We start from the raw sequence: 25902 nt of genomic DNA on the forward strand, positions 1-25902 counted from the left end.
GACTCTATCAGATCCTTTTCCCGATCCGATTTCCTCGGTGCTTTCCAGTTCCCCGCTTTTGTTTCGCGGTTTCCTTTCCGGCGGCTCCGACTTTATCAGAAGTTCTGAGCCGGATTTCCCACCCCCTCGGGACCCAGTCGGGTTCCCTGCGAGGCGGAGTCGTAAACGTACTGGAGCGGGGCGCCTCGATGCAAATCGAGGCGCCCCGCTCCCAGTTGGCTCTGCCGGAGGTCAGACCTCGACCACGACCGGCAGGATCATCGGCCTGCGCCGATACGTGTCGGAGACCCACTTGCCCAGCGTCCGCCGGATGAGCTGCTGGAGCTGGTGGGGTTCGACGACGCCGTCCTGGGCCGACCGCTCCAGGACCTCGTTGATCTTCGGGAGCACCCCGTCGAACGCCGAGTCGTCGATACCGGAGCCACGGGCCTGGATGTGCGGGCCCGCGGTGATCTTGCCGGTGGAGGAGTCGACGACCACGAAGACCGAGATGATGCCCTCGTCGCCGAGGATCTTGCGGTCCTTCAGCGCCGGTTCGCCCACTCCGCCGACGGAGAGGCCGTCGACGTACACGTATCCCGCCTGGACCTTGCCGGAGATCTTGGCCTTGCCCTCGATGAGGTCGACGGCGACGCCGTCCTCGGCGATGACGATGCGGTCGTGGGGGACGCCGGTCATGGCGCCCAGTTCCGCGTTGGCGCGCAGGTGGCGCCATTCGCCGTGGACCGGCATCAGGTTCTTCGGGCGGCAGATGTTGTAGAAGTACAGCAGCTCGCCGGCCGAGGCGTGGCCCGAGACGTGGACCTTGGCGTTGCCCTTGTGGACGACGTTGGCGCCCCAGCGGGTGAGGCCGTTGATCACGCGGTAGACCGCGTTCTCGTTGCCGGGGATGAGGGACGAGGCCAGGATGACCGTGTCGCCGTCGACGATGCGGATCTGGTGGTCGCGGTTGGCCATCCGGGAGAGGGCGGCCATGGGTTCGCCCTGGGAGCCCGTGCAGACCAGGACCACCTGGTGGTCCGGCAGGTCGTCGAGGGTCTTGACGTCGACGACCAGGCCCGGCGGGACCTTCAGGTAGCCGAGGTCGCGGGCGATGCCCATGTTGCGGACCATCGAGCGGCCGACGAAGGCGACCCGGCGGCCGTACTCGTGGGCCGCGTCCAGGATCTGCTGGATGCGGTGGACGTGGCTGGCGAAGCTCGCCACGATGATCCGCTTGCTCGCGTTCGCGAAGACCTGCCGCAGGACGTTGGAGATGTCCTTCTCGGGCGGGACGAACCCCGGGACCTCGGCGTTCGTCGAGTCGGCGAGGAGCAGGTCGATGCCCTCCTCGCTGAGCCGGGCGAAGGCGTGCAGGTCGGTGAGGCGGCCGTCCAGCGGGAGCTGGTCCATCTTGAAGTCGCCGGTGTGGACGACCATGCCCGCCGGGGTGCGGATGGCGACGGCCAGCGCGTCCGGGATGGAGTGGTTGACGGCGACGAACTCGCAGTCGAAGGGGCCGATGCGTTCGCGGTTCCCCTCGGCCACCTCAAGGGTGTACGGGCGGATGCGGTGCTCCTGGAGCTTGGCCTCGATGAGCGCGAGGGTCAGCTTGGAGCCGATCAGGGGGATGTCCGGCTTCTCCCGCAGGAGGAAGGGGACACCGCCGATGTGGTCCTCGTGGCCATGTGTCAGGACGATGCCCTCGATGTCGTCGAGGCGGTCCCTGATGGACGAGAAGTCCGGCAGGATCAGGTCGATCCCGGGCTGCTCCTCCTCGGGGAAGAGCACTCCGCAGTCGACGATCAGCAGTCGGCCGCCGTACTCGAAGACGGTCATGTTCCGGCCGATCTCGCCGAGACCGCCGAGCGGGGTGACCCGCAGGCCGCCCTTCGCGAGCGGCGGGGGTGAGCCCAGTTCGGGATGCGGATGACTCAAAAGACTCTCCTCACCACGACACGCCACGTGCCAGGGGCACGTGGCGCGTGTGACGTTCGTGCTTACGCAGTTGTCGGTGATGACGGCGGGCTCTCGTGGCCCGTTCCGTTTCCTGTTCGGTTATGGGGATTCAGTTGTGAAGTCTGTTGTCAGAGCTGTACCCCGCCCGCGGCGAGATCGAGCTTGAGCTGCGCGATCTCTTCGGCGGAGCACTCGACCATGGGCGAGCGCAGCGGTCCGGCGGGCAGGCCCTGGAGGGCGAGCGCGGCCTTGGTGGTCATGACGCCCTGGGTGCGGAAGACGCCGGTGAAGACGGGCAGGAGCCGGTGGTGGATCTCGGCCGCCTTCTGTACGTCGCCCGAGGTGTACGCGTCGGCCAGCGCGCGGAGTTCGGGGGTGACGAGGTGGCCGACGACGGAGACGAAGCCGACCGCTCCTACAGAGAGTAGGGGGAGGTTGAGCATGTCGTCGCCGGAGTACCAGGCGAGGCCGGAGCGGGCGATGGCCCAGCTCGCGGCGCCGAGGTCGCCCTTGGCGTCCTTGTTGGCGACGATCCGGGGGTGCTCGGCGAGTCTGACCAGGGTGTCCGTGGTGATCGGGACGCCGCTGCGGCCGGGGATGTCGTAGAGCATGACCGGCAGGCCGGTCGCGTCCGCCACGGTCGTGAAGTGGCGGTACAGGCCCTCCTGCGGGGGCTTGTTGTAGTACGGGGTGACGACGAGGAGGCCGTGGGCGCCGGTCTTCTCGGCGGCCCTGGCCAGTTCCGTGCTGTGGTGGGTGTCGTTGGTGCCGACGCCGGCGATGACGTGGGCGCGGTCTCCGACGGCCTCCAGGACGGCTCGTACCAGGTCCGATTTCTCCGTGTCCGACGTGGTCGGGGACTCGCCGGTGGTGCCGTTGACGACCAGGCCGTCGTTGCCGGCGTCCACCAGGTGGGCGGCGAGTCGCTGAGCGCCGTCGAGGTCGAGCGCGCCGTCAGCCGTGAACGGCGTGACCATGGCGGTGAGGACCCGCCCGAAGGGGGTCTGCGGAGTGGAGGTCGGAGCCATGGGTTACACGCTACTCGGTGTACATCGCGCGGTCTGCCCTCGGTCCGGGGAAAAGTCATGACAAAGGAGGAGCCCGGCACTGCCTGCTCGGGGGTTCAAGCAGTGCCGGGTCCGTTTGATCAGGCTAGATGAACTTCGCTAAATGCCGCAATACGGACACTTCGCTCGGCTGATCCGTACATCTGTGCCCGCGTGCACGCCGACCGCCCCAGGAAGCCCGCGTCGGATAGCCTCACCGGCACAGCCCCCTGTGCACAGCGAGTGAGGACCAGTCGTGCCCCTGCCCTTCCTGACGGCCGAGCGCACCTTCGAGACGGTCGAGGAGGCGTTGCCCTTCGTCGACCGGGAGCGGTGGCGGCGGCCCTACCGTCCAGGGCCCTGGCGGGTCGGGGTGGCGGCGGTGTCGCTACTCGTCGCGTCGTTCGTGCTGTTCGCGGCGGTGCTCATCGCGCTCACCGGGTCCCTGTCCGGGGCCCTCGGGGTGTTCGTCACCGCCGCGGTCGTCATCGCCGGTGCGCTGAGGTTGCTGCGGATGGGGGTGTGGGTGAGCGCGCGGGGGCTTCGGCACGTCGGGTTCTTCGTGACGCGGACCGTCGCGTGGAGTGACGTGAGCGGGGTCCGGACGGTGCAGCAGCCGGTGCGGTGGCTGGGGGTGCCGCGGACGGTGCAGGGGCAGGCGCTGGTGCTGTCGCGGCGCGGGGCCGAGGGCGTGGCTGTGTTGCTGACCAGCCACAACGCGGATTTCCTGGCCCGCGCGCAGGCGTTCGAGCGGGCTGCCGACACGGTGGAGGCGTGGGCCGCGGAGAACCGCTGACCTCACGCCCCGTCGTGCAGCGCTATCGCCCTCTGCATCGCCTTCCGCGCCCTCGGGGTGTCCCTCGCGTCGTGGTAGGCCACCGCCAGGCGGAACCAGCTCCGCCAGTCGTCCGGGGCCGCCTCCGTCTCCGCCTTGCGCTTCTCGAAGACCTCGTCCGCCGAGTCGCGGTCGATACGGCCGGACGGGGTGCGCTTGAGTTCGTCGACCGGGAGGCCGCCCTCCGCCTCCAGCTTCGCGGCCAGCGCGTTGGCCTTGCGGACGAACTGGGTGTTCTTCCACAGGAACCAGAGGCCGATGACCGGGAGGATCAGGACGGCGACGCCGAAGGTGACCGTCAGGAGGGTGCCGGCCTGGATGAGCATGACGCCACGGCTGCCGACCAGCGCGAAGTAGAAGAGCAGGACGGCGGCCGTGACGGTGTACGAGAGTTTGGCGCGCATGTCAGCCGAGGTCCAGGAAGTGCTCCAGGCCGAAGGTGATGCCGGGCGTCGACACCACGCGGCGGGCGCCCAGGAGGATGCCCGGCATGAAGCTGCTGTGGTGGAGGGAGTCGTGGCGGATCGTCAGGGTCTCCCCCTCGCCGCCGAGGAGGACCTCCTGGTGCGCGAGCAGGCCGCGCAGCCGGACCGAGTGGACGGGGACGCCGTCGACGTCGGCGCCGCGCGCGCCGTCCAGGGCCGTCACCGTCGCGTCGGGCGCCGGGGCCGTGCCGGCCTTCGCGCGGGCCTCGGCGATGAGCTGGGCGGTGCGGGCGGCGGTGCCGGAGGGGGCGTCGACCTTGTTCGGGTGGTGGAGTTCGACGACCTCGACCGACTCAAAGTACGGGGCCGCGAGCTGGGCGAACTTCATGGTGAGGACCGCGCCGATGGAGAAGTTCGGGGCGATCAGGACACCGGTCCGCGGGGACTGGTCGAGCCAGGTCTGCAGCTGTGCGAGGCGGTCGTCGGTCCAGCCCGTCGTACCGACGACGGCGTGGATGCCGTGCCGTACGCAGAAGTCGAGGTTGCCCATCACCGAGGCGGGGGTGGTGAGTTCGACGGCGACCTGGGCGCCGGTCTCGGCCAGGGTCTCCAGTCGGTCGCCACGGGCGAGGGTGGCCACCAGCTCCATGTCGTCGGCGGCCTCGACGGCCTTGACGGCCTCGGAGCCGATGCGGCCCTGGGAGCCGAGGACCGCCACGCGCAGCTTGCTCATGTTCTTGTTTCCTTCAGCCAGGAGGGTTATGCGACGGCGTCGTGCAGGCGGGCCGCCTGTTTGTCCTTCAGCGGGCCGATGACCGACAGCGACGGGCGCTGTCCCAGGATGTCGCGGGCGACCGCGCGGACGTCGTCCGGGGTGACCGACGCGATGCGGTTCAGCATGTCGTCGACGGACATCTGGTCGCCCCAGCACAGCTCGCTCTTGCCGATGCGGTTCATCAGCGCGCCGGTGTCCTCCAGACCGAGGACGGTGGAGCCGCGGAGCTGGCCGATGGCGCGGGTGATCTCGTCGTCCGTGAGGCCGTCGCGGGCGACCTGGTCGAGTTCGTCGCGGCAGATCTTCAGGACGTCGTGGACCTGCGAGGGCCGGCAGCCCGCGTACACGCCGAACAGGCCGCAGTCGGCGAACCCGGAGGTGTACGAGTAGACGCTGTACGCCAGCCCCCGCTTCTCGCGGACCTCCTGGAAGAGGCGCGAGGACATGCCGCCGCCGAGGGCCGTGTTGAGGACGCCGAGCGCCCAGCGGCGGTCGTCGGTGCGGGCCAGGCCCGGCATGCCGAGGACGACGTGCGCCTGCTCGGTCTTGCGGCCGGTCAGTTCGACGCGTCCGGCGGTGCGGATCACGCGCTTCCCGTCGCGCGGGTCGATCGGGGTGGCGTCCGGGTTCTTGAGGGCGCCCGCCTTCTCGAAGGCCGCGCGGACCTGGCGTACGACGTCGTCGTGGTCGATGTTGCCTGCCGCGGCGACGACCAGGTGGGTGGGGTCGTAGTGCTTCTTGTAGAAGCGGCGGACGCGGTCGGCGGTGAGGGCGTTGACCGTGTCGACCGTGCCGAGGACGGGGCGGCCGAGGGGGGTGTCGCCGAACATCGTGTGGGCGAAGAGGTCGTGGACGCAGTCGCCGGGGTCGTCCTCGGTCATCGCGATCTCTTCGAGGATGGCGCCGCGTTCGACGTCGACGTCCTCCTCACGGATCAGGGAGCCGGTCAGCATGTCGCAGACGACGTCGATGGCGAGGGGGAGGTCGGTGTCGAGGACGCGCGCGTAGTAGCACGTGTACTCCTTGGCGGTGAACGCGTTCATCTCGCCGCCGACCGCGTCGAGCGCGGCGGAGATGTCGAGCGCGCTGCGCCGGGCCGTCCCCTTGAAGAGGAGGTGCTCCAGGTAGTGCGTGGCGCCGTTCAGGGACGGGGTCTCGTCACGGGAGCCGACGTGCGCCCAGATGCCGAAGGTCGCGGAGCGGACGGAGGGGAGGGTCTCGGTGACGATGCGCAGGCCGCCCGGGAGGGTGGTCTTGCGGACCGTGCCGATGCCGTTCTCCCCGGTGATCAGGGTTTGGGTACGGGCGACGGCCCGCGCCTTCGAGGAGGCGCGGGCCGTCGTCGCTGAACTGCTCGACGTCACTTGTCGGTGTCGTCCTTCTTGTCATCGGCGTCTTCGCCCTCGACCACGGGGATCAGGGAGAGCTTGCCGCGGGAGTCGATCTCGGCGATCTCGACCTGGACCTTGGCGCCGACGCCGAGGACGTCCTCGACGTTCTCCACGCGCTTGCCGCCGGCGAGCTTGCGGATCTGCGAGATGTGCAGCAGGCCGTCCTTGCCGGGGAGCAGGGAGACGAACGCGCCGAAGGTGGTCGTCTTGACGACCGTGCCCAGGTAGCGCTCGCCGACCTCCGGCATGGTCGGGTTGGCGATCGAGTTGATCGTGGTGCGGGCGGCCTCGGCGGCCGGGCCGTCGGCGGCGCCGATGTAGATGGTGCCGTCGTCCTCGATGGTGATCTCGGCGCCGGTGTCCTCCTGGATCTGGTTGATCATCTTGCCCTTCGGGCCGATGACCTCGCCGATCTTGTCCACGGGGATCTTGACGGTGATGATCCGCGGGGCGTTGGGGGACATCTCGTCCGGCGTGTCGATCGCTTCCATCATCACGTCGAGGATGTGGAGGCGGGCGTCACGGGCCTGCTTGAGGGCGGCGGCCAGGACGGAGGCGGGGATGCCGTCGAGCTTCGTGTCGAGCTGGAGGGCCGTCACGAACTCCTTGGTGCCGGCGACCTTGAAGTCCATGTCGCCGAAGGCGTCCTCCGCACCGAGGATGTCGGTGAGGGTGACGTAGTGCGTCTCGCCGTCGATGTCCTGGGAGATGAGGCCCATGGCGATGCCGGCGACCGGGGCCTTGAGGGGCACACCGGCGTTCAGCAGGGACATCGTGGAGGCGCAGACCGAGCCCATGGACGTCGAGCCGTTGGAGCTGAGCGCCTCGGAGACCTGGCGGATCGCGTAGGGGAACTCCTCGCGGGTCGGCAGGACCGGGACGAGGGCGCGCTCGGCGAGGGCGCCGTGGCCGATCTCGCGGCGCTTGGGGGAGCCGACGCGGCCGGTCTCGCCGGTGGAGTACGGCGGGAAGTTGTAGTTGTGCATGTAGCGCTTGCGGGTCACCGGGGAGAGGGTGTCCAGCTGCTGCTCCATGCGGAGCATGTTGAGGGTGGTGACGCCCAGGATCTGGGTCTCGCCACGCTCGAAGACGGCGGAGCCGTGCACGCGCGGGATGGCCTCGACCTCGGCCGCGAGCGTACGGATGTCGGTCAGGCCACGGCCGTCGATGCGCTTCTTGTCCTTGATCACGCGCTCGCGCACGAGCTGCTTGGTCAGGGAGCGGTAGGCGGCGGAGATCTCCTTCTCGCGGCCCTCGAACTGCGGGAGCAGCTTCTCGGCGGCGAGGCCCTTGACGCGGTCCAGCTCGGCCTCGCGCTCCTGCTTGCCGGCGATGGTGAGCGCGGCGGCGAGCTCGGAGCGGACGGCGGCGGAGAGCGCCTCCAGGACGTCGTCCTGGTAGTCCAGGAAGATCGGGAACTCGCCGGTCGGCTTGGCGGCCTTGGCGGCGAGGTCGGCCTGGGCCTTGCACAGGACCTTGATGAACGGCTTCGAGGCTTCGAGGCCGGCCGCGACGACCTCCTCGGTGGGGGCCTCGACACCGCCCTTGACCAGCTGGATGGTCTTCTCGGTGGCCTCGGCCTCGACCATCATGATCGCGACGTCGCCGTCCTCCAGGGTGCGGCCCGCGACGACCATGTCGAAGACGGCGTCCTCGAGCTCGGTGTGCGTCGGGAACGCGACCCACTGGCCGCGGATCAGCGCGACGCGGACGCCGCCGATCGGGCCGGAGAAGGGCAGGCCGGCCAGCTGCGTGGACGCGGAGGCGGCGTTGATCGCCACGACGTCGTACAGGTGGTCGGGGTTGAGGGCCATGATCGTCGCGACGACCTGGATCTCGTTGCGCAGGCCCTTCTTGAAGGAGGGGCGCAGCGGGCGGTCGATGAGGCGGCAGGTGAGGATCGCGTCCTCGGAGGGGCGGCCCTCGCGGCGGAAGAAGCTGCCGGGGATCTTGCCGGCGGCGTACATCCGCTCCTCGACGTCCACCGTGAGGGGGAAGAAGTCGAGCTGGTCCTTGGGGTTCTTGGAGGCGGTGGTGGCCGACAGCACCATCGTGTCGTCGTCCAGGTAGGCCACCGCGGAACCGGCGGCCTGCTTGGCGAGGCGGCCGGTCTCGAAGCGGATGGTGCGGGTGCCGAAGGCGCCGTTGTCGATGACGGCCTCGGCGTAGTGGGTCTCGTTCTCCACTAGCGTTTTCTCCATTTATCTCGTCTGTTTTGCGTCTTTTGTCCCCGGCTGTCCGTGTGACAGGGGGACGGGCGGAGAAGCGCGCCGTGCGGGCCGGTCTTCGATCGAAGCCTCCGGGTCGTGTACCCGGGGGCCACTACCGAGGACCGGCGGCGTCGGAGGTGCGCTTCTCCTCGTATGTGCTGCGTTGTGCTACCACACTACAAAGGGGTGGTGACACTCCGCACGTTTCCGTCTCTACGTACAGCAAAAGGAGCGGCTCCCGATGTTCACGGGAACCGCTCCCCAGTGCGTCGTCCTACTTCGCGCCGCCGGCCGCGCCGCGGCGGATGCCGAGGCGGTCGACCAGCGTACGGAAGCGCTGGATGTCCTTCTTCGCCAGGTACTGGAGAAGGCGGCGGCGCTGACCGACGAGGATCAGCAGGCCGCGGCGGGAGTGGTGGTCGTGCTTGTGGGTCTTGAGGTGCTCCGTCAGGTCGGAGATCCGACGGGAGAGCAGCGCGACCTGGACCTCGGGGGAGCCGGTGTCGCCCTCCTTGGTACCGAACTCGGAGATGATCTGCTTCTTCACTGCGGCGTCGAGCGACACGCTGTACTCCTCATGCTGTGTGGTGCCCGCGAGTGCCCCCGGTCGGAATCTCGGGGGAGCTTCGGTTACTCGCCTGGGCGGGTCCGCCGGGGGCACCCGGTGAGGGTGCGTGCACGCGACGGCCGAGCCAAGGCTACCAGGGTACGGGCCCGGCCCCCGCCGGATTTCCGTCGCGCGCGTGACCAGCGGGAACCTTCTACCAGGGGGATTCACCGCAAGTAGGGTGTCCGTGACGCCCGTTGGCACCGAAGGAAAGGACCCGAGCCGTCATGGCCGAGACCGAAGAGGAACGCAAGGCCCGCAAGGACCGGGAGCGGGACGAGTTGTACGCCCTCGACATCTCCGGCGTCGAGTGGCACAGCGCGCCGGGTACCGAGGAGCACGAGGAGCGCGTGGAGATCGCGTACCTGCCGGACGGCGCCGTCGCGATGCGGTCGTCCCTGGACCACGACACGGTGCTGCGGTACACGGAGGCCGAGTGGACGGCGTTCGTGCTGGGGGCCCGGGACGGGGAGTTCGACCTGGAGCCGACCGAGCGCAACGGCGGGCTGGCGGCGCAGGAGGGCTGACGCCGGACAGGGCGAGGGGGCCGGTGCGGACGTCGCACCGGCCCCCTCGCGTCGGTGTCAGCTCGTGAGGGACCGCACCGTCGCGTACACGTCGAACACCGCCAGCGCCAGCGGGATGAGCGTCAGCAGCACGAACGACTCGGCGATCTCCAGGAAGCGCCCCCAGAACGGGGTGAGGCCGCCCCGGGAGACCATGAGGCCGACCGTGGTGACGAGGGCGATCACGAGGCCGGTCGCGGCGACGAGCCAGATCGTGCGCAGGTCGTATCCGGAGAGGTCGCCGTCGCGGGCCTCCCTGATGATCGACACGGGCGGGTTCAGCGCGAGGCCGAGGCCGAGCAGGACGAGGGAGGCGAGGCCGGCGGCGACGACCGGGGCGACCTGCGCGGTGTAGCGGAAGAGGTGGGCGCGCATCAGCAGGGCGACGCCGGTGGCGAGGGCGAGGAGCTGGGCCCAGACGTTCGAGGAGAAGCCGAGGACGGCGGCGGCGCCGACGGCGACGACCGCGCAGCCGCCGACGAGGCCGACGAGGAGTTCGTGGCCGCGCCGGGCGCGGGCGGCGACGCGCTCGGCGTCGACGGGTTCCGGCGCCGGCGCCTCGGTCTCGTAGCGGCTGCGGGCGGCGCTGCTCGGGGCGTCGAAGCCGATCGGCAGGCGGGCGAAGCGCATGGAGAGGCCGGGCAGGAAGGCGAGGCCGACGACGGCGACGGGCGCGCACAGGGCGCCGATCTCGGCGGGCGTCCAGTCCTTGGCGAGGAGGGCCGCGAAGACGGCGAGCAGGCCGATGGCGGAGGCGAGGACGAAGGCGACGAAGGGGCCGTCGCCGCTGGGCGAGCAGAGGGTGAGGACGACGGCGGCGACCAGGACGGCCGCGCAGGCCAGCAGGAACTGGAGTTTACCGATGCCCTCGCCGCCGGTGAGCGGGAGGAGTCCGGAGCCGGCGACGCCGACGTTGGGCAGGGCGCCGAGGCCGAGCGCGATCGCGGAGGCGCGGTCGTCGTAGACGCGGGCGCGGACGCAGCCGAGGACGAGCAGGAGGAGCCCGGCGACGCCGGCGAGGATGCCGGGCAGGCCGTGCATGTCGTGGCGGGGGTCGCCGCTCCAGGCGACGAAGGCGAGCAGCGCGGACAGGACGCCGGCGCCGGCGAGTCCGGCGGCGCGGGTGAGGTCGCCGTCCCACAGGGTGCGTTCGCTGGTGACGGCGGCGGCGACGGCCTCGGAGACGTCGTCGAACACGGCCGGGGGCAGGGAGTCGGAGAAGGGGCGCAGGGTGAGCAGCTCGCCGTCGAGGAGGCGCTGGGCGGCGAAGGAGCGGGAGCTGTCGAGGACGGTGCCGTCGCGGCGGACGAGGTGGTAGCCGACGGGGGCGCCTTCGGCGGGGCTCTGCTGGGAGAGCCTGAGGACCTCGGGGTAGAGGTCGGCGACGGGGACGTCGTCGGGGAGGGCGACGTCGATGCGGCTGTCGGGGGCGACGATGGTGACGCGGCAGTAGCCGAGCCCCGTGCCCGTGCCGGCTCCTGTCGCGGCGGGTGCCGTGGTGCTCACCTGATGGTCCCCCTCGGTGACGATTGCGCGCCTGTGGTGTGAAGGTTCCGCGCCCTGTTTCGCGCGGTGGTGCGGAATGCGGTCGCACGTGTGCGTTCGCGCGGTCCACGGGGCCGTACGCCGCCCGGATCGCCGGGAACGCCCGGTTCATCCGGCCCGGCTCGTGTGTGCTCACGCGAACATCCGGCACCCTACCGCCCTGGCGTCACGGGCCGGGTCAGTAGGATCGCGCGGCGGCCCTTCGCAGGCCGGCCAGTGAATCTTGGGGGAGCAGTGAGCCACATCGTCGTACGGCGCCCGCCCCGGGTGCTGCCGTCCGAGGTGCCCACGCAGGAGGTCGTGCTTCAGCCGCCGCCGGAGCTGCCGCGCGGGCCGCAGGAGAGCGTGCTGATGCAGTTGCTGCCGACGCTCGGCATGGGCGGTTCGGTGGTCTTCTTCTTCACGAGCGGGCAGCCGTTCATGAGGATCATGGGCATGGTCATGATCGCCTCGACGATCGCGATGTCGGTCGCGATGGTGGTGCGCTTCAGACGCGGCTCGCAGGGGCAGCTCGCGGACCTGCGCCGCGACTACCTGGCCTACCTGGCGCAGACCCGGCGCGCGGCGCAGTCCACCGCGAAGGCGCAGCGGGACGCCCAGTACTTCCTGAACCCCTCCCCCGAGCAGCTGTGGGCGCTGGTCGCCGAGGGCAGCCGGGTGTGGGAGCGCCGCCCCGGTGACGAGGACTTCGCGCAGGTCCGCGTCGGGCTCGGCGCCCAGGGCCTGTCGACCGCGCTGGTCGCGCCCCAGACCGCGCCCGTCGAGCAGCTGGAGCCGCTGACCGCGGGCGCCCTCCAGCGGTTCATCGCCGTGCACAGCACGCTGGAGGACCTGCCGATGGCGGTGTCCCTGCGCGCCTTCTACCACGTGACGGTCAGCGGCGACCCGCGGTGTGTACGGGCCTCCGCGCGCGCGATGACCGGTTCGCTGGCCGCCCTGCACTCCCCCGAGGACCTGGTCCTCGTCGTCGCGGCGGGCCGCGAGGAGCTGGCGTCCTGGGAGTGGGCCAAGTGGCTCCCCCACACGCAGGCGCCCGGCGCGGTCGACGGCGCGGGCAGCCGCCGGCTCATCGGCACGGACGTCACCGAGCTGGAGGACCTGCTCGCCGCCCGCCTCACGGGCCGGCCGCGCTTCCACCCGAACGCGGCACCGCTGCCCGACCTGCCGCACCTGGTCGTCGTCCTCGACGGCGTCTCCCTGCCCCCGAACTCCGTGCTGGCCGGCCCCGAGGGGCTCCAGGGCGTGACGGTCGTCGAGGTCGTCGCCGGGGAGCTGACCGGGACCGGCGGCGAGCTCGACATCGTCGTACGGCCGGACTCGCTGCGGCTGGAGTCCGGGCCCGGCGGGCTGGTCTACGAGGGGACGCCCGACGCGCTGTCGCAGGAGTCGGCCGAGGCGCTCGCCCGGCAGCTCGCGCCGCTGCGGATGGCGTCCGGCGGGGACGACGACGAGCCGCTGCTCGCGAACCTGGAGTTCACCGACCTGCTGAACCTGGGCGACGCGGCGTCCGTCGACACCAAGCGGACCTGGCGGCCCCGCTCGCTCGCCGAGCGGCTGCGGGTGCCGATCGGGGTCGGCGAGGACGGGCGGCCCGTCATGCTCGACCTGAAGGAGGCCGCGCAGGAGGGCATGGGCCCGCACGGGCTGTGCGTCGGCGCCACCGGGTCCGGGAAGTCGGAGCTGCTGCGCACGCTCGTGCTCGGGCTCGCCGTCACGCACTCCTCGGAGACGCTGAACTTCGTCCTCGCCGACTTCAAGGGCGGCGCGACCTTCGCCGGGATGGCGCAGATGCCGCACGTCGCGGCCGTCATCACCAACCTCGCCGACGACCTCACGCTCGTCGACCGCATGCGGGACTCCATCAGCGGCGAGCTGAACCGGCGCCAGGAGATGCTGCGCGACGCGGGCAACTACGCCAACATCCACGACTACGAGAAGGCGCGGGCCGCCGGCGCGGCGCTCCAGCCGATCCCGACGCTCGTGCTGGTGATCGACGAGTTCAGCGAACTGCTCTCCGCGAAGCCGGACTTCATCGAGATGTTCGTGCAGATCGGGCGCATCGGCCGCTCGCTCGGCGTGCACCTGCTGCTGGCCTCGCAGCGCCTGGAGGAAGGGCGGCTGCGCGGGCTCGACACGTACCTGTCGTACCGGATCGGGCTGCGGACGTTCTCCGCCGCCGAGTCGCGGGCCGCGCTCGGGGTGCCCGACGCGTACGAGCTGCCGAACGTGCCCGGCTCCGGGTTCCTGAAGTTCGGCACCGACGAGATGCTGCGCTTCAAGGCCGCGTACGTGTCCGGGGTGTACCGGTCCGGGCCGCAGCGGGCCGCCGTCGCCGGGGGGCCGATGCTCGTGGACCGGCGGCCCGTGCTGTTCACCGCCGCCGAGGTGCCGGTCAGCTATGTGCAGGTGGCGCAGCGGCGGACCAGCGCCGAGCCCGAGGTGGACGACGCGCTCGCCGACACCGTGCTCGACGTGATCGTGCGGCGGCTCGAAGCGCAGGGGCCCGCCGCGCACCAGGTGTGGCTGCCCCCGCTGGACAGCCCGCCGTCGCTGGACTCGCTGCTGCCGGGGCTCACGGCCGTGCAGGGCCGGGGGCTGACCCAGCCGGGGTACGAGGGGGCCGGGCGGCTCGTCGTACCCGTCGGGCTCGTCGACAAACCCTTCGAGCAGCGGCGTGATCCGCTGTGGCTGGACTTCTCCGGGGCCGCCGGGCACATGCAGATCGTGGGCGGGCCGCAGTCCGGGAAGTCGACGCTGCTGCGCGCGATCATCTCCTCCTTCGCGCTCACCCACACCCCGCACGAAGTGCAGTTCTACGGCCTCGACTTCGGTGGCGGCGGCATGTCGGCCGTCGAGGGCCTGCCGCACGTCGGCGGCGTCGCCTCCCGGCTCGATCCCGAGCGGGTACGGCGTACGGTCGCCGAGGTGTACGGCGTGCTGACCCGGCGCGAGGAGTACTTCCGCTCCGCCGGGATCCCCTCCATCGCCGACTTCCGCACCCGGCGGGCGCGCGGGGACATCTCCGTCGCCGACCAGCCGTGGGGGGACGTGTTCCTCGTCATCGACGGGTGGGGGAGCTTCCGTACGGAGTACGAGGCGCTGGACGCCGTCGTGCTGGACATCGCGGCGCGCGGGCTCGGGTACGGCGTCCACGTCATCCTCACGGCGTCGCGGTCCATGGAGGTGCGGTCGTCGCTCAAGGACCACCTCATGAACCGGCTCGAACTGCGGCTCGGCGACACCATGGACTCCGAGCTGGACCGGAAGGTCGCCGCGAACGTGCCCACCGGGGTGCCGGGGCGGGGGCAGACGCCGGGCAAGCTGCACTTCATGGCCGCCGTGCCGCGCATCGACGGGCTCACCTCCGACACGGAACTCTCCGACGCGACACAGGCGCTGGCCACCGAGGTCACCCGGCACTGGGGGGCCTCCCCCGCGCCCGAGGTGCGGCTCCTGCCGCGCGAGTTCCCCGCGAAGGAGCTGCCTGCCGGGGACCGGTTCCCGCAGCGCGGGGTCGCCTTCGCGCTCGACGAGGACAACCTGGAGCCGGTCTTCGTCGACTTCGAGCAGGACCCCTTCTTCCTCGTCTTCGGGGAGAGCGAGTCCGGGAAGTCCAACCTGCTGCGGCTGCTCATCAAGCAGATCACCCAGCGGTACGCCGGGGACGAGTGCAAGCTGTTCGTCGTCGACAACCGGCGCTCCCTCCTCGACGTCACGCCCGCTTCCCACCTCGCCGAGTACATCCCCATGTCCAACAACATGGACCATCACATGGCCGCCCTCGCCGACCTGATGACCCGGCGGACGCCCACCGCGGACGTGACGGCTCAGCAGCTGCGGGACCGCAGCTGGTGGCGAGGGCCCACCGTATACGTCGTCATCGACGACTACGACCTCGTCTCGACGTCCAGCGGCAACCCGCTCGCCGGTCTGACGGAACTGCTGCCGTTCGCCCGTGACGTCGGGGTGCGGTTCATCATCGCCCGCTCCACCGCCGGCGCCGGGCGCGCCGCCTACGAACCCTTCATGCAGCGCATGAAGGAACTCGGCGCCCAGGGCATGGTGCTGGCGGGCGATCCCACGGAAGGCGACCTCCTCGCGGGCGTCCGGCCCCGGCCCATGCCGGCCGGGCGGGGCGTGTTCGTGTCCCGCCGGCGGGGGAAGCCGCTGGCTCAGGTGGGGTGGTTGCCGGAGGGGGCGTACTGAGGGGGTTGCTGGCTCGGGGGGCCCCGGTGTCGGACTCAGTTCGGCGCCGGGGCCGCTTTCTGCGCCGGGGCGCATTCTTGTCGGCGTGGTCGCCGTCGGCAGGGGGTGCCGCCGCTGGACGCACGAAGGGTGGGCACCTCCCGTGTGTGCCCACCCTTGTGTGCCGGAACTGGTCCGGGTGCCGCTTAGAAGTAGCTCGCTGCCTTCAGGTCGCTGCCGCGGTAGTCGCCGCTCGCGTCCGAGACCTTGTGGCCGATGCTCACCAGGGCGGCGTGGATGTTGGCCGCGTTGGTGTCCCACTCCTTCATCTTCTGGCCGAAGGCGTTCGCGGCCTCGCCCTCCCAGCCGGCGGCTGCGCGCAGGACGGCGGACTTGAGGGCGGTGAGGTCCTCCTCCAGCTTGGCCGCCTGGGCGCCCAGCTCGGTGGTGATCGCGTCGAGGCCGCCGTACTTGACCGCCATCTCGCCGTCGTGGACGTTAACCATGCCGGTTCCTCATCTCTCTTTCGGAGGGGGTGTGCTCAGTAGCTGCTGAGGGCGGACTTCGACGCGCCGTACTGGACGTCGATGCTCTGCACGGAGGCGTGGACCGCGTCGTCGGTCTTGCCGGAGAGCTTGCGCGTCTCGTTGATGTTCTCCAGGAACCAGGTGAGCAGGTCGCCGATGTTCTTGACGCCCTCGTTGATCTCGATCTGCTTCTTGTTGAAGGCGTTGGCGCCGATGCCGCGCCAGTTGGCCTCCATGGTGTCCAGGGTGCCCTGGAGACGGCTCAGCTGGCCGCGGATCGACTCGTACCGGTCGACCATTTCCTTCTCGAGCGCGATGACTTGCTGGTCATTGAGCTTCTGCCCAGCCACCATTGGCGGACTTCCCTTCGTGAACTGCCCTGAGGGCCTGGTGTATGACAGGTGCGTGAGAGTCCGAGGGTGTACCCGGGCACGGCGACCTCTCGGCAGGCATGGTGGCCTTCCCTCCCCGTTCCCCGTTCGCGGTCGCACCGGGCGCCGAACGGCATGTGGCCTGTGCGGCACACTCGACGCCCACTGTAGTCTTTGCGGTTTTCCCGGCCAACCGAACTTCGTGTTGCCTCAGTTACGAAGTTGTCGAGATGTGGCGTACGGCTCCGGGTGGCCCGCGTCCGCCATCCAGCGCCTCGCACCGACCTCGCTGGGGTACTCCCGGACCGTGAGCATCGCGACGGTCCAGCCGACGGCCAGTGCCGCGAGGGCCGGCATGACGGGGGCCGCGAGCACGGCGACGAAGCGGCCGAACAGGGCGAGGCCCGTGGCGCGGGTGGTCTCCGAGCGTTTGCGGGTGCGGGACTCCTGCGGGGTCGGCGGGTTCGCGAGGTCCCTGGCGACAGCGCGGCGCTGTACGCGCCAGCCCCACACGGCCGCCGGGACGGCGAGCGGCAGCTGAGCCCAGTCCCACGGCTCGCGGGCGGACGCCGGGAGGATCGTACGGAAACCCCGGTAGAGGCTGAAGGCCGCCAGGCACAGGAGGGCCAGGACGAGGAGGAAGAGGACGGCTGTGCCCAGACGGCGGAGCCAGTAGGGGATGCCCCGGTCGTGCCAGGTGGTGGCGAGGCCGGGGAGGGAAGGGACGGGGGGTGGTGTCATCGAGGGGCTCGGGCCTTGAGTCCGGCCGCTCGTTGTTCCTCCAGCCAGCGCCTTGCGCCGACCTCGCTGGGGTACTCGCGGACCGTGAGCCAGGCCGCGATCCAGCCGTCGTAGTACGCCAAGAAGGCCGGGGCGATCGGGGCGGCGAGGATGATGAGGCCGCCTCGGCCCGAGAGCGCGATGCGAGGGGCCCGGCGGTTGTGTGCACGCTTGACGGCCCAGGTCTCCTCCGGGGTGGGTGGGTCGAGGAGTGCCTCGCGGTGCTCTCGGCGTTGCCGGATCCAGCCCCGGACGAAGGCCACACAGGCGGCGGCGATCTGGACGCAATTGCAGACCAGGCGCGCAACCGGTGGCATCTCTTTGACGAATCCCCGGTAGAGCTCCACGGCGGCGAACGAAAGCATCCCCATGATCAGGAGCTGCCCGAGGGTCGTGCGGGTGCGGGACAACCAGTAGCGCACGCCGCGCCTGTACCAGGAGGTGCCCAGTTTCGGCAGAGCAGGTATGCCGGAGTGGATCTTAAAAGAGGCTTTCGACACCATGCCACACACTCTTTCCGGCCTTCACGGCATCGTCGCTGAGCCTCACGAAGTCGTCTCCCGTCTTCGCCAGGACATGTCCTGTTCCGACCAGGCTGCCGACGACGACACCGTGATCGTGGATGTCCTCGCTCCAGTGCTCGTGGACGGCATGGTCCAGGACGTTTGTCGCGAGGACCGTCGCTCCGACCCCGAGACCCGCCACCGCGACGGCGCCCTCAGCCGGAAGCGCGGCCACCGCCGCCACCCCGGCGGCCAGTCCCCCGAGCGCCACGCCCCCGTCCACGACAGCCGAATGCGCCCACGACCACCCTTCGTCGTGGTCGTCCTTCGCCTCCAGCGCCCCCACCGCCGCCGCGGCGGCGACGTCCAGGACCGGTACCTCCCGCAGGAACTCGGGGAGTTCGGCGATACCCCGGCCGACGCGGAGGGCGTCGGCCGCGTCGCCGAGTTTGAGGTTGAGGACGCGGTCGTAGGGGAGGGCGGTGCTGCCGCGGTCGGCTCGGGCGATGGCTTCTTCGAGGGAGTCGACCTTCATCATGGCGTCGCTGTAGGCGGTCTTCGCGGGGAAGTCCGCGGGGAGGGAGCGGCCCGCTCTCTGGAATGCCTTGCGTTCGGTCCGGAGGGTGTCCTTCGCCGCCTTCGCGTCGGCCTTGGCCTGGTCGATCTCCCCCTTGGCGGCCAGCCCCTTGGCGCGGGCGTCCTCCGCGTCGTAGGCGTACAGGCCGCGCAGGGAGTCGGCGATGGTGAGCTTGTCGGCGGCGCTCACGGGTTTCATGACCTCGGCGCACAGCGCGGTGAGCTGGTCCGCCGCGACCAGGCGGGCGTGTTGCGCGGTGTGTTCGATCTCCGTGCGGGCCGTGTTGTACTCCGACAGGGCGGAGAGAGCCTTCTGGTCGGCGGGGGACGGGGGGTTGGCCGTCACCATCTGCAAAGGGGTGCCCTTGGGGTCGGTTGCGACGCCCTGTTTCGCTGCTGTGTGCTGGGCGTTCTGGAGGGCGGTCTCGCAGGAGGAGAGTTGGTCGGCGAGGGTTTCGAGGATGCCGCCGACCGCTTCGACGAGGCCGCCGAACGCGCCTGCCGTGAGGGCGTCCTCGGACCAGGCGGCGCGGAACTTCTCGGCCGCCTCGCCCTTCCAGCCGGTGTCCTTGACGAGGGCTTCGACCTGGTCGGTCACGGGGGTGATCGCCGCTTCCAGGGACGGCTTCGCCGCTTTGTACGACGTGCCCATCGCCCGCAGGCCGCCGATGTCGCCGCCGATCCAGCTGTCGGACATCAGCTCTCGCCCTTCATGAGGTCCTCGAAGAGGCCGTGTACGTCGATGTCGTGGCGGTGGAAGGAGTCGCGGGCGTAGGCGACCTTGTCGCCGTGGTCGTCCATGCGGTCGGCGAAGAGGGTGTGGAGCGCGGAGATGAGGTGGGCGGCCTCGGAGATGGCGTGGTCGAGGCCGGGGTCGCCGCCGCTGACGACGGCGGGGGTGACCTGGCCGTGCAGGGCGCGGTAGTTGGTGGCCTCGGTGTGGAGGGTGGAGGCCATGGAGGTGAGGTCGCCGAGGACGACGTTGAAGTCCATCAGCGCACCGCCTGCGCGTACGCCGCGAGGTCGGCCGGTGTCCAGTTGCCGGCGCCGGGCGCGACCGTGGGGTCGAGGCGGACCGTCACTCCGTGTTCCCGCATGCCGGTCGCGAGGACCCCGAGGGACGTGGCGACCCAGGGCTGGGCCTCGCCGAGCGCGGCGGCGAGTTTCCGCGGGGTCGTGAAGGCGAGGGCGACCGCGCCGGCGCCGTCGGGGCGGCCGAACAGTTCGTAGACGATGTAGGGCACGTCGTCGGCGTACCGGGGATGCGCGGGGACGAACACGGGGGTGTGGTACGGCGGGAGGGGCGGGGCGGGGAGGTCGTAGTCCTGGAAGCACGAGCGGCGGGGCGCCGGGGGCTCGGGCTCGGGGCCGGCCGGGGCGTCCAGGTAGTCGAGAAGGCGTGACGTGTTCGCTGCCCCCACCACCGTCTCCTTCTGCGTGTGCGGCTGTTACGGCGCACTCACAGTAGCCAGCGGGGGATGGGGCGAATACGGACATGTCAGGTTCGCAGGGGTGAACACATACCCAGCTCATACGGCGGTTTGGGGACACCCCGGTCAGCGCTTGACCACCCCATGACCGGCCCTCCTCACGCCGTCCCCCGCACCCGCTCCCGGCGCCGGCGCGCGTCCCGTAGCGCCACCGCTCCCCCGCTGATCCCGGCGACGAGCACGGCCGCCCCGACGGCGATGTACGTCGCGAGGCGCGCGTCGCGTTCGGCCGGGGTCTCGCCGAGGTGGAACTTCGCCGGGGTCGGCGCCTCGGCCCGCGCGAGCCCCTGGTCGGGGTTGGGGGACTCGATGGGGCGGTCGTCCTCGGTGAGCGCGCGGACGGGGTCGACGACGCCCCAGCCGACGAGGCGGTCGTGCCCGGCGATGGTGCGTTCGGCCGTCTGCTCGATCTGGGCGACGACCTGGCGGGCCGTCCACGTGGGGTGCTTGGCCTTGATGAGCGCGGCGACGCCCGCGACGTACGGCGCGGAGAAGCTGGTGCCGTTGTCGGAGCAGTGGCCGCCCGCCGGGACCGTGGAGATCATGTCGACGCCGGGCGCGGCGACGCCCACGAAGTCGCCGGACTGGGAGAAGGCGGCGCGTTCGTTGTTGCGGTCGGAGGCGGCTACGGCGAGGACGCCGTCGTAGGAGGCGGGGTACGTCTTCTTGACGTTGCCGCCGGTGCCGTCGTTGCCCGCGGAGGCGACGACCACGACGCCGGCGTCGAGAGCCGCGTCGACCGCGCGCCGGAGGTCGTCGGACGGCTTCTTCGCGCCGGTCGTGTCCTGGGAGATGTTGATGACGTCGGCGCCCTTGCCGACGGCGTAGTCGATCGCCTCGGCCAGCGTGTCCGGCGTCCCGTGGCCCTCCGCGTCGTTCTGCTTGAGCGGGATGATCGTCGCCTCGGGGGCGAGGCCGACGAAGCCGGTGCCCTCGATCGGGCGGGCGGCGATGATGCCGGCGACCTTCGTGCCGTGGCCGACCGTGTCGGTGGTGCCGTTGGCGGCGCCCCAGTCGAGGGGTTTGCCGTCGTCGCCCTTCACGGCGGGCTTGAACGTTTGGCCGTCCTTCGCGTCCACAGCCCCCTTGAGCTGCGGGTTCTTCGTGTCCACGCCGGTGTCGATGACGGCGACCTTCACCCCCTTGCCCTTGGACTGGGACCACAGCTCGTCCAGCATGACGCGCTGGAGGGACCAGGGGCGGCCGGGGTACTTGCCGTTGGGGAAGGAGCACTGCTCGGAGTAGGGCGGTTCGGCGGCGGAGGCGGTGGGGGCGGCGAGGGACAGGAGCGTGAGGGCCGCGAGGAGTGCGGCCGGCGACGGCGTACGCATCGGCCTCACGACCCCTGCGGCTGGCGTGCCGCTGCCGTCGACAGGCGGGGCCCCGTCGGCAGGAACTCCGACCACGCGGCCGGGATCGGCGTCGGGTCGACGTCGGCGTACCCGAGGAGCGTCTGCGCCTGCTTGGCCTCCTGCGCCTGCTGTTTCAGCTTCTCCGGGGTGGTGCCGATCCCGGCGTCGTCGGTGGCGCTGTCGGAGTTGGACTGGAGGACGTAGCGCAGGCCGGTGTCGGTGACGAGGAAGACGGGGCCCGCCTTGGTCTCGGTGCCCTGGAACTGGCGGTAGAGCTGGCCGGAACCCGGCGTGACGTACGCGCTGGAGGAGCCGGTGGCGAGGCTCTCGGGGAAGTCGGTGCCCGCCCAGGTGCTGAGGGTGGTCGCGCCGGTGCCGGCGTCCACGGACCGCAGGACGTTGCACACGGTGCTGCGCGAACCGGCGTCGCCGGAGGGGTCGTTGACGGGCTGGGGCAGCTCGGTGGGCCAGGTGTTCTCGGCGCCGAACGGCTTGCCGGGGACGATGTCGCCGGGGCTCATCGGCTTGGCCTCGCCGGTCTGCCCGAGATCCTTCAACTCCTTGCTGAACAGCAGGAGTTGGGCGACGAAGGGCGAGATCGGCGCGACCCTGCCGGGCAGTACGACGTAGTACTGGTCCTTGTTGAGGTCGGCCGCCTTGAGGACCATCCCGACCCGGTTCGTCGCTTCGTCGAGGCCCCCGGGGGCGCCCGCCGGGTCACCGGCTCCGCTGATCGTCGGGAAGGCGATCCTGGTTCCCGTGTGGAGCGTGGTCAGCCACTCCTTGGACACCTTCTGCGCCTGCCGTCCGGAGCCGACGACCGCGCGCAGGAGGAGTTCGTCGGACTTGTCGATCCGGTACGCGCGCCCGCTCGCGTCGACGACGTACTGCTGTCCCTCGGGGTCCTGGACGTACAGGAGCTGGCCGCCGGTGAGCCTGCCCGCGCCCTCGGTGGCCTTCATGTCGCGGGACGCGAGGACGAGCGCCGCCCGCTGGATGGACTCGCCGCCCGCGCTGGGCCGTTCGCAGACCACCCAGCGCTTGGCCTTCTTCGCCTCGCCCTCGGAGGGCAGGCGGTCGGGGGCGTACGGGATGCCGATGGTGACGCCGTGCTTGATCCTGCCGCTGTCGAGGACGGACTCGGAGACGGTGACGAAGTCCTTCTGCCCGGCGTCGAGAAGCAGTTTCGCCGAGGCCATGTTGAGCACCGGGTGCAGCTGCTTCTGGCCGTCGGTCGTCAGGACGACGTACCGGGTGGTCGACTTGTCGGCGACGATCACCTTCGCGCCGGGTGTGTCCCACCCCTTCGGCGCGGTCGGCTTGAACATGCCCCACGCGCCGAACACGGCCATGACGACGACCCCGACGATCACCCCGGGAACCACCCCGCGCAGCGGTTTCGGAGCGCCCTCCTCCGAGCCGGGCGACGACTGCACGAACGCCGCGAGCATGCGGCGCTTCGCAAAGGTGTAGGCATTGAGCTCGTCACGCCGGGATGCCATCGGTGCCTGTCTCCCCCTAGGTCGCACGGAACGCTCCGCCGGGTTCGGCGGCCGTCGGACGGACGGCCGGACCGCGATGTCAGAGCGGCCCCCTACTATGCCTGGTATCCGCTGGGACGTGGGGCGCGGGTAGGTTGTCCGGGCACCTCAAGGGCGCGCAAGGGCCCGTGCGGTGCGGGAGAACCGGCGAGTTGTGAGGAGAACGGGGGGATGGAGTGAGGGCTTCCAGGACGCGGGGCAGCGCGCCCGCGGAGGCGAGCGCGCTGCGCCTCAAGTCGCGTTCGGGACAGGCCGGGGCATTCCGGTTGCAACGACTGGTCCTGCTGGAGACAGCCGCCGCCGCGCTGGTCGTCGGCTGGGCGATCGACCCGGTGGCGCTCGCGGCTGCGGGCGTCCTCGCCGTCTGCCTGGTCCTGGTCGCGTTCGTACGGCGCCGGGGGCGCACGCTGCCCGAGTGGGTGGCCACCGCCTGGGCGCTGCGTACGCGTCAGCGCAGGGCCGCGAGCACCCCGGTGCCGCCGGGTACGGAACCGGGTCTCGCCCCGGCCGTCGAGTGCGACCCGACGCTGCGGACGTACACGTACGCGGGCCGCGACCGCCGTCCCGTCGGCATCGTCGGCGACGGCACGTTCGTCACCGCCGTCCTCCAGGTCGAGGCCGACTCCACGGCCCTGCGCGTGGAGCGCGACCGCCATCCCCTGCCGCTGCGCCTGGTGTACGACGCCCTGGAGGTCGACGGCATCCGGCTGGAGTCCGCGCAGGTGGTCCTGCACACGCAGCCCGCGCCCGCGCTGCACCTGCCCCAGCAGTCGGTGGCCATCGCCAACTACGCGCCGCTCCAGGAGCAGACCGGCGCCCCCGCCGTCCGGATCACCTGGATCGCGCTGAAGCTGGACCCCGAGCTGTGCCCCGAGGCGGTCGCCGCGCGCGGGGGCGGGCTGACCGGCGCGCAGAAGTGCGTGGTCCGCGCCGCCGACCAGCTCGCGAGCCGCCTCACCGGCGCCGGGTTCCGCGCTTCCCTCCTCGACGAGGAGGAGCTGACCTCCGCGATCGCCACGTCCGCGCACGCGAACCCGCTGGTGACGGCGGAGGCGGGCCGTACGGAGACGCGCGAGCGGCGCACCGAGGAGTCCGGGCGCGGCTGGCGCTGCGACAACCGCCGCCATACGACGTACTGGGTACGGCGGTGGCCCGCGCTCGGCGGGAGCCGCGCGCCGTCGCTGCCGCAGCTCATCGCCCTCGTGACGGCCGTCCCGGCGCTCGCGACGACCTTCAGCGTCTGCCTCACGCGCGGGGAGCGGCAGAGTGTGTCGCTCGCCGGGTACCTGCGGGTCACCGGGCGCAGCGACGCGGAACTCGTCGCCGCGCGGCGGGCGTTGCAGGGCGCCGCGCGGCACACCGGGATGGGGCTCGTCCGGCTCGACCGGGAGCAGGTGCCGGGGATGCTTGCCACTATGCCGCTCGGAGGGGTTCGTTGAGCGCGACCGCTGTTTCCGCCGCCCGGGAGTTGCTGCGTACGGGGCTGGGGCTGATCGGGCCCCGGCACGCCCGGCACTCCGTCTCCGTCGAGCAGCTCGACGCGCTGTCGCTGCCCATCGGGGACGACGGGGTCGTCATCGGGGTCGATCCCGAGGGGCGGCCGTCCGTCCTCGGGCTCAATCGGCCCACGCCCTACGACGTGACGCTCATCGGGGGGCTGTGGACCGCGCAGGTCATCGCCCTGCGGGCCGCCGCGACCGGGGCTCGGGTCGCCGTCGAGACGGGGCGGCCCCAGGCGTGGATGCAGATGGTCCACGCGATGGGGGGCGGGCAGAACGGGCTCGCCGTGCACGATGTGGGGCGGGTGCCGCCGCAGGGTACGTCGCCCGGGACGCCGGTCCTCGTCGTGCGGGACTGCGGGATGCAGCCGCCTCGGGGGCGGGTGGCGTCCGGGCCCTGGCAGTCCGTGCTGACGCTGCTGCCGTATCTCAGTCCCGTCGCGCCTCGGCTGATCCGGCAGGCCCGGCTGGTGGGGGTGCAGCGGATCTCGCCGGACGAGGCGGGGGAGTTGAGCCGGGCGATGCCGTTGCCGGAGGCCGATCGGGAGGCGTTGCCCACGTTGCCCGACGGGGTGACGTTGTGGTGCGGGGACCGGGATCGGCAGTACGTGATGACGCAGCCTACGGAGGCGGAGATCGGGTTGTTGGGGATGCCTCGGCGGATGGACTGAGTTACGGATGGGCTGAGCTGAGGGGGCGTGCGGCTCGGGGGCATGCGGCTCGGGAGTGGTTTCGGTTTCGCACGACCTTCACGCCGGGGGTCCGGTCGGGGGCATCTCCCGGTATGGGGCGTTTTGTTCGGAGTGGGTGCGTGCCTGGTTGCCGGTTTCGCGTGGTGTGTGACGTGTCCGGTGGACGCTGAGAGGTGGACGGGCCTGCCGGGGTGGGGCTTGTGGTGATTAGGCTGGTACCGGGCGCTGCGCCGGGACTCGGGACCGGGGACGACAGGGCTCCTGGGGGGAACCGGCGGATGGGGCGGGTCACTGTTCTCGTCCTCGTCCTCGGGCGGCCCTCCGCTGATTCCGATCGGATCCCGGCGTCCCGTCGAACCCGGTCGGCTTCGACCACTTCGGACGACCAGAGACAACACGAAAACGGACGCCCCTGGTGCGGTATCAGGGCGTTCGGCCACCTCAGGAGGAACTGTGAGCAGCGATCGGGACGGGACGCGCGGGGGCTGGGCCACGCCCGGCGATGACCAGCCCGACGCGGATTCCGGGATCGACGTGACCGGTGAGTTCACGATCGACTACGCGCCGCCCGCCTGGTACACGCAGAACGCGGGGGCGGGGAGCGGGGGTTCCAGCGCGGGGGTTCCCGGCATGCCGGTGGCTCCGCCGGTTGCGCCGGTGGCTCCGCCGGTTGCGCCCGGGGTTCCTGGTGGGCCTGAGGGTGCTTACGGGGTTCCCCGTGTGCCGGGAGAGGGTGCTCACGGAGTTCCTGGTGGATCTGGGGAGGGTGCTTACGGGGTTCCTGGTGCGCCCGGGTTCGGGGGGGCCGGTGTGCCGGGGGGTGTGGGGCAGGTCGGGGTGAATCCCGGGCCCGTTGCTCCTGGGGTGCCTGCCGGTGGTGTGCCTCGGTTGCCCGAGGGGGGTGGGTTCGAGCTCCAGCCTCCGGTGGGGGGTGGGAACGGGGACCTGGACAGTCCCGCGACCATGCGGATCTCTTCGGCCGCCTTGAAGAGGGAGATCGCCGAGCGGGGGGAGGCGGCGCAGGCCGGGGACTCTGTGGGGGTTCACG

The 25902-nt window shown here is 71.2% G+C and carries 22 protein-coding genes and 1 pseudogene; 6 read left to right on the forward strand and 17 right to left on the reverse strand.

What is annotated here, in order from left to right; all coding sequences use genetic code 11:
• Positions 1-231 precede the first annotated feature (231 nt).
• Both PV682_RS32435 and dapA read right to left on the reverse strand, forming a co-directional pair.
• A complete protein-coding gene (locus tag PV682_RS32435) occupies positions 232-1917 on the reverse strand; it encodes a ribonuclease J (protein WP_319735335.1) in 1686 nt (561 codons plus the stop codon).
• 149 nt (positions 1918-2066) lie between these two features.
• Positions 2067-2966, reverse strand: a complete 900-nt coding sequence (dapA, locus tag PV682_RS32440) for a 4-hydroxy-tetrahydrodipicolinate synthase (RefSeq protein ID WP_319735336.1) — start codon at positions 2964-2966, stop codon at positions 2067-2069.
• Positions 2967-3240: 274 nt separating this feature from the next.
• Between dapA and PV682_RS32445 the strand changes: the two genes are divergently transcribed.
• Positions 3241-3780 (forward strand): hypothetical protein, encoded by a 540-nt coding sequence (locus tag PV682_RS32445; RefSeq protein WP_319735337.1) that lies wholly within the window; start codon positions 3241-3243, stop codon positions 3778-3780.
• Positions 3781-3782: 2 nt separating this feature from the next.
• Here the strand turns inward: PV682_RS32445 and PV682_RS32450 are convergent, their stop codons facing one another.
• The 5 genes from PV682_RS32450 to rpsO all read right to left on the reverse strand — a co-directional run bounded on the left by PV682_RS32450 (position 3783) and on the right by rpsO (position 9185).
• Positions 3783-4223, reverse strand: coding sequence for a tetratricopeptide repeat protein (locus tag PV682_RS32450; RefSeq protein WP_319735338.1), 441 nt, complete (start codon positions 4221-4223; stop codon positions 3783-3785).
• Position 4224: 1 nt separating this feature from the next.
• Positions 4225-4977, reverse strand: coding sequence for a 4-hydroxy-tetrahydrodipicolinate reductase (gene dapB, locus PV682_RS32455; protein WP_319735339.1), 753 nt, complete (start codon positions 4975-4977; stop codon positions 4225-4227).
• 26 nt (positions 4978-5003) lie between these two features.
• Positions 5004-6383: a M16 family metallopeptidase gene (locus tag PV682_RS32460; RefSeq protein WP_319735340.1), complete on the reverse strand. Its 1380-nt coding sequence runs from the start codon at positions 6381-6383 to the stop codon at positions 5004-5006.
• Complete coding sequence (locus PV682_RS32465) at positions 6380-8596, reverse strand: polyribonucleotide nucleotidyltransferase (protein ID WP_319735341.1); 2217 nt, start codon at positions 8594-8596, stop codon at positions 6380-6382. The genes PV682_RS32460 and PV682_RS32465 overlap by 4 nt, the downstream gene beginning before the upstream one ends.
• 298 nt (positions 8597-8894) lie before the next feature.
• Positions 8895-9185, reverse strand: a complete 291-nt coding sequence (gene rpsO / locus PV682_RS32470; RefSeq protein WP_187746869.1) for a 30S ribosomal protein S15 — start codon at positions 9183-9185, stop codon at positions 8895-8897.
• A gap of 269 nt (positions 9186-9454) precedes the next feature.
• Between rpsO and PV682_RS32475 the strand changes: the two genes are divergently transcribed.
• A complete protein-coding gene (locus tag PV682_RS32475) occupies positions 9455-9754 on the forward strand; it encodes a DUF397 domain-containing protein (protein WP_010358600.1) in 300 nt (99 codons plus the stop codon).
• Between the two features lie 57 nt (positions 9755-9811).
• Here the strand turns inward: PV682_RS32475 and eccD are convergent, their stop codons facing one another.
• On the reverse strand, positions 9812-11299 hold the full coding sequence (gene eccD, locus PV682_RS32480) for a type VII secretion integral membrane protein EccD (RefSeq protein WP_319735342.1): 1488 nt from the start codon (positions 11297-11299) through the stop codon (positions 9812-9814).
• A gap of 273 nt (positions 11300-11572) precedes the next feature.
• On the opposite strand from eccD, the gene eccCa reads away from it, so the two are divergent.
• On the forward strand, positions 11573-15544 hold the full coding sequence (gene eccCa / locus PV682_RS32485) for a type VII secretion protein EccCa (protein ID WP_319735343.1): 3972 nt from the start codon (positions 11573-11575) through the stop codon (positions 15542-15544).
• Positions 15545-15729: 185 nt separating this feature from the next.
• Here the strand turns inward: eccCa and PV682_RS32490 are convergent, their stop codons facing one another.
• From PV682_RS32490 to eccB, 9 genes are all read right to left on the reverse strand, one after another.
• Entirely contained in the window at positions 15730-16029 is a 300-nt protein-coding gene (locus tag PV682_RS32490) for a WXG100 family type VII secretion target (protein ID WP_319735344.1), read from the reverse strand.
• 35 nt (positions 16030-16064) lie between these two features.
• Positions 16065-16403, reverse strand: a complete 339-nt coding sequence (locus tag PV682_RS32495; RefSeq protein ID WP_055725095.1) for a WXG100 family type VII secretion target — start codon at positions 16401-16403, stop codon at positions 16065-16067.
• Between the two features lie 228 nt (positions 16404-16631).
• Positions 16632-17162 (reverse strand): hypothetical protein, encoded by a 531-nt coding sequence (locus tag PV682_RS32500; protein ID WP_319735345.1) that lies wholly within the window; start codon positions 17160-17162, stop codon positions 16632-16634.
• Positions 17159-17623: a hypothetical protein gene (locus PV682_RS32505; RefSeq protein ID WP_319735346.1), complete on the reverse strand. Its 465-nt coding sequence runs from the start codon at positions 17621-17623 to the stop codon at positions 17159-17161. The genes PV682_RS32500 and PV682_RS32505 overlap by 4 nt, the downstream gene beginning before the upstream one ends.
• Positions 17624-17681: 58 nt before the next feature.
• Entirely contained in the window at positions 17682-18977 is a 1296-nt protein-coding gene (locus tag PV682_RS32510) for a WXG100 family type VII secretion target (RefSeq protein ID WP_319735347.1), read from the reverse strand.
• Positions 18977-19273, reverse strand: coding sequence for a DUF6317 family protein (locus PV682_RS32515; RefSeq protein WP_319735348.1), 297 nt, complete (start codon positions 19271-19273; stop codon positions 18977-18979). The genes PV682_RS32510 and PV682_RS32515 overlap by 1 nt, the downstream gene beginning before the upstream one ends.
• On the reverse strand, positions 19273-19701 hold the full coding sequence (locus PV682_RS32520; RefSeq protein WP_319735349.1) for an SAV_915 family protein: 429 nt from the start codon (positions 19699-19701) through the stop codon (positions 19273-19275). Before PV682_RS32520 ends, PV682_RS32515 begins: the two co-directional genes overlap by 1 nt.
• 167 nt (positions 19702-19868) lie before the next feature.
• On the reverse strand, positions 19869-21101 hold the full coding sequence (gene mycP, locus PV682_RS32525) for a type VII secretion-associated serine protease mycosin (protein ID WP_319735350.1): 1233 nt from the start codon (positions 21099-21101) through the stop codon (positions 19869-19871).
• A 5-nt stretch (positions 21102-21106) separates the two neighbouring features.
• Positions 21107-22624 carry a type VII secretion protein EccB gene (eccB, locus tag PV682_RS32530; RefSeq protein WP_319735351.1) on the reverse strand — a complete coding sequence of 506 codons (1518 nt, stop codon included), beginning with the start codon at positions 22622-22624 and terminating at the stop codon, positions 21107-21109.
• A gap of 215 nt (positions 22625-22839) precedes the next feature.
• Between eccB and eccE the strand changes: the two genes are divergently transcribed.
• From eccE to PV682_RS44420, 3 genes and pseudogenes are all read left to right on the forward strand, one after another.
• A complete protein-coding gene (gene eccE, locus PV682_RS32535) occupies positions 22840-24102 on the forward strand; it encodes a type VII secretion protein EccE (protein ID WP_319735352.1) in 1263 nt (420 codons plus the stop codon).
• Positions 24099-24833 (forward strand): hypothetical protein, encoded by a 735-nt coding sequence (locus PV682_RS32540; protein ID WP_109364546.1) that lies wholly within the window; start codon positions 24099-24101, stop codon positions 24831-24833. Before eccE ends, PV682_RS32540 begins: the two co-directional genes overlap by 4 nt.
• A 474-nt stretch (positions 24834-25307) precedes the next feature.
• A pseudogene (locus tag PV682_RS44420) lies at positions 25308-25388 on the forward strand (hypothetical protein); the annotation flags it as partial.
• Positions 25389-25902: the final 514 nt, after the last annotated feature.

Source organism: Streptomyces niveiscabiei (assembly GCF_033794345.1).
GTDB classification, from domain to species: domain Bacteria; phylum Actinomycetota; class Actinomycetes; order Streptomycetales; family Streptomycetaceae; genus Streptomyces; species Streptomyces niveiscabiei.

Bases quoted from the DNA above. Each gene is read 5' to 3' on its own strand.
- PV682_RS32490 (WP_319735344.1), bottom strand. From the start codon at position 16,029: ATGGTTAACGTCCACGACGGCGAGATGGCGGTCAAGTACGGCGGCCTC.
- PV682_RS32495 (WP_055725095.1), bottom strand. From the start codon at position 16,403: ATGGTGGCTGGGCAGAAGCTCAATGACCAGCAAGTCATCGCGCTCGAG.
- PV682_RS32475 (WP_010358600.1), top strand. From the start codon at position 9,455: ATGGCCGAGACCGAAGAGGAACGCAAGGCCCGCAAGGACCGGGAGCGG.
- PV682_RS32515 (WP_319735348.1), bottom strand. From the start codon at position 19,273: ATGGACTTCAACGTCGTCCTCGGCGACCTCACCTCCATGGCCTCCACC.
- PV682_RS32510 (WP_319735347.1), bottom strand. From the start codon at position 18,977: ATGTCCGACAGCTGGATCGGCGGCGACATCGGCGGCCTGCGGGCGATG.
- mycP (WP_319735350.1), bottom strand. From the start codon at position 21,101: ATGCGTACGCCGTCGCCGGCCGCACTCCTCGCGGCCCTCACGCTCCTG.
- PV682_RS32450 (WP_319735338.1), bottom strand. From the start codon at position 4,223: ATGCGCGCCAAACTCTCGTACACCGTCACGGCCGCCGTCCTGCTCTTC.
- eccB (WP_319735351.1), bottom strand. From the start codon at position 22,624: ATGGCATCCCGGCGTGACGAGCTCAATGCCTACACCTTTGCGAAGCGC.
- dapB (WP_319735339.1), bottom strand. From the start codon at position 4,977: ATGAGCAAGCTGCGCGTGGCGGTCCTCGGCTCCCAGGGCCGCATCGGC.
- dapA (WP_319735336.1), bottom strand. From the start codon at position 2,966: ATGGCTCCGACCTCCACTCCGCAGACCCCCTTCGGGCGGGTCCTCACC.
- PV682_RS32500 (WP_319735345.1), bottom strand. From the start codon at position 17,162: ATGACACCACCCCCCGTCCCTTCCCTCCCCGGCCTCGCCACCACCTGG.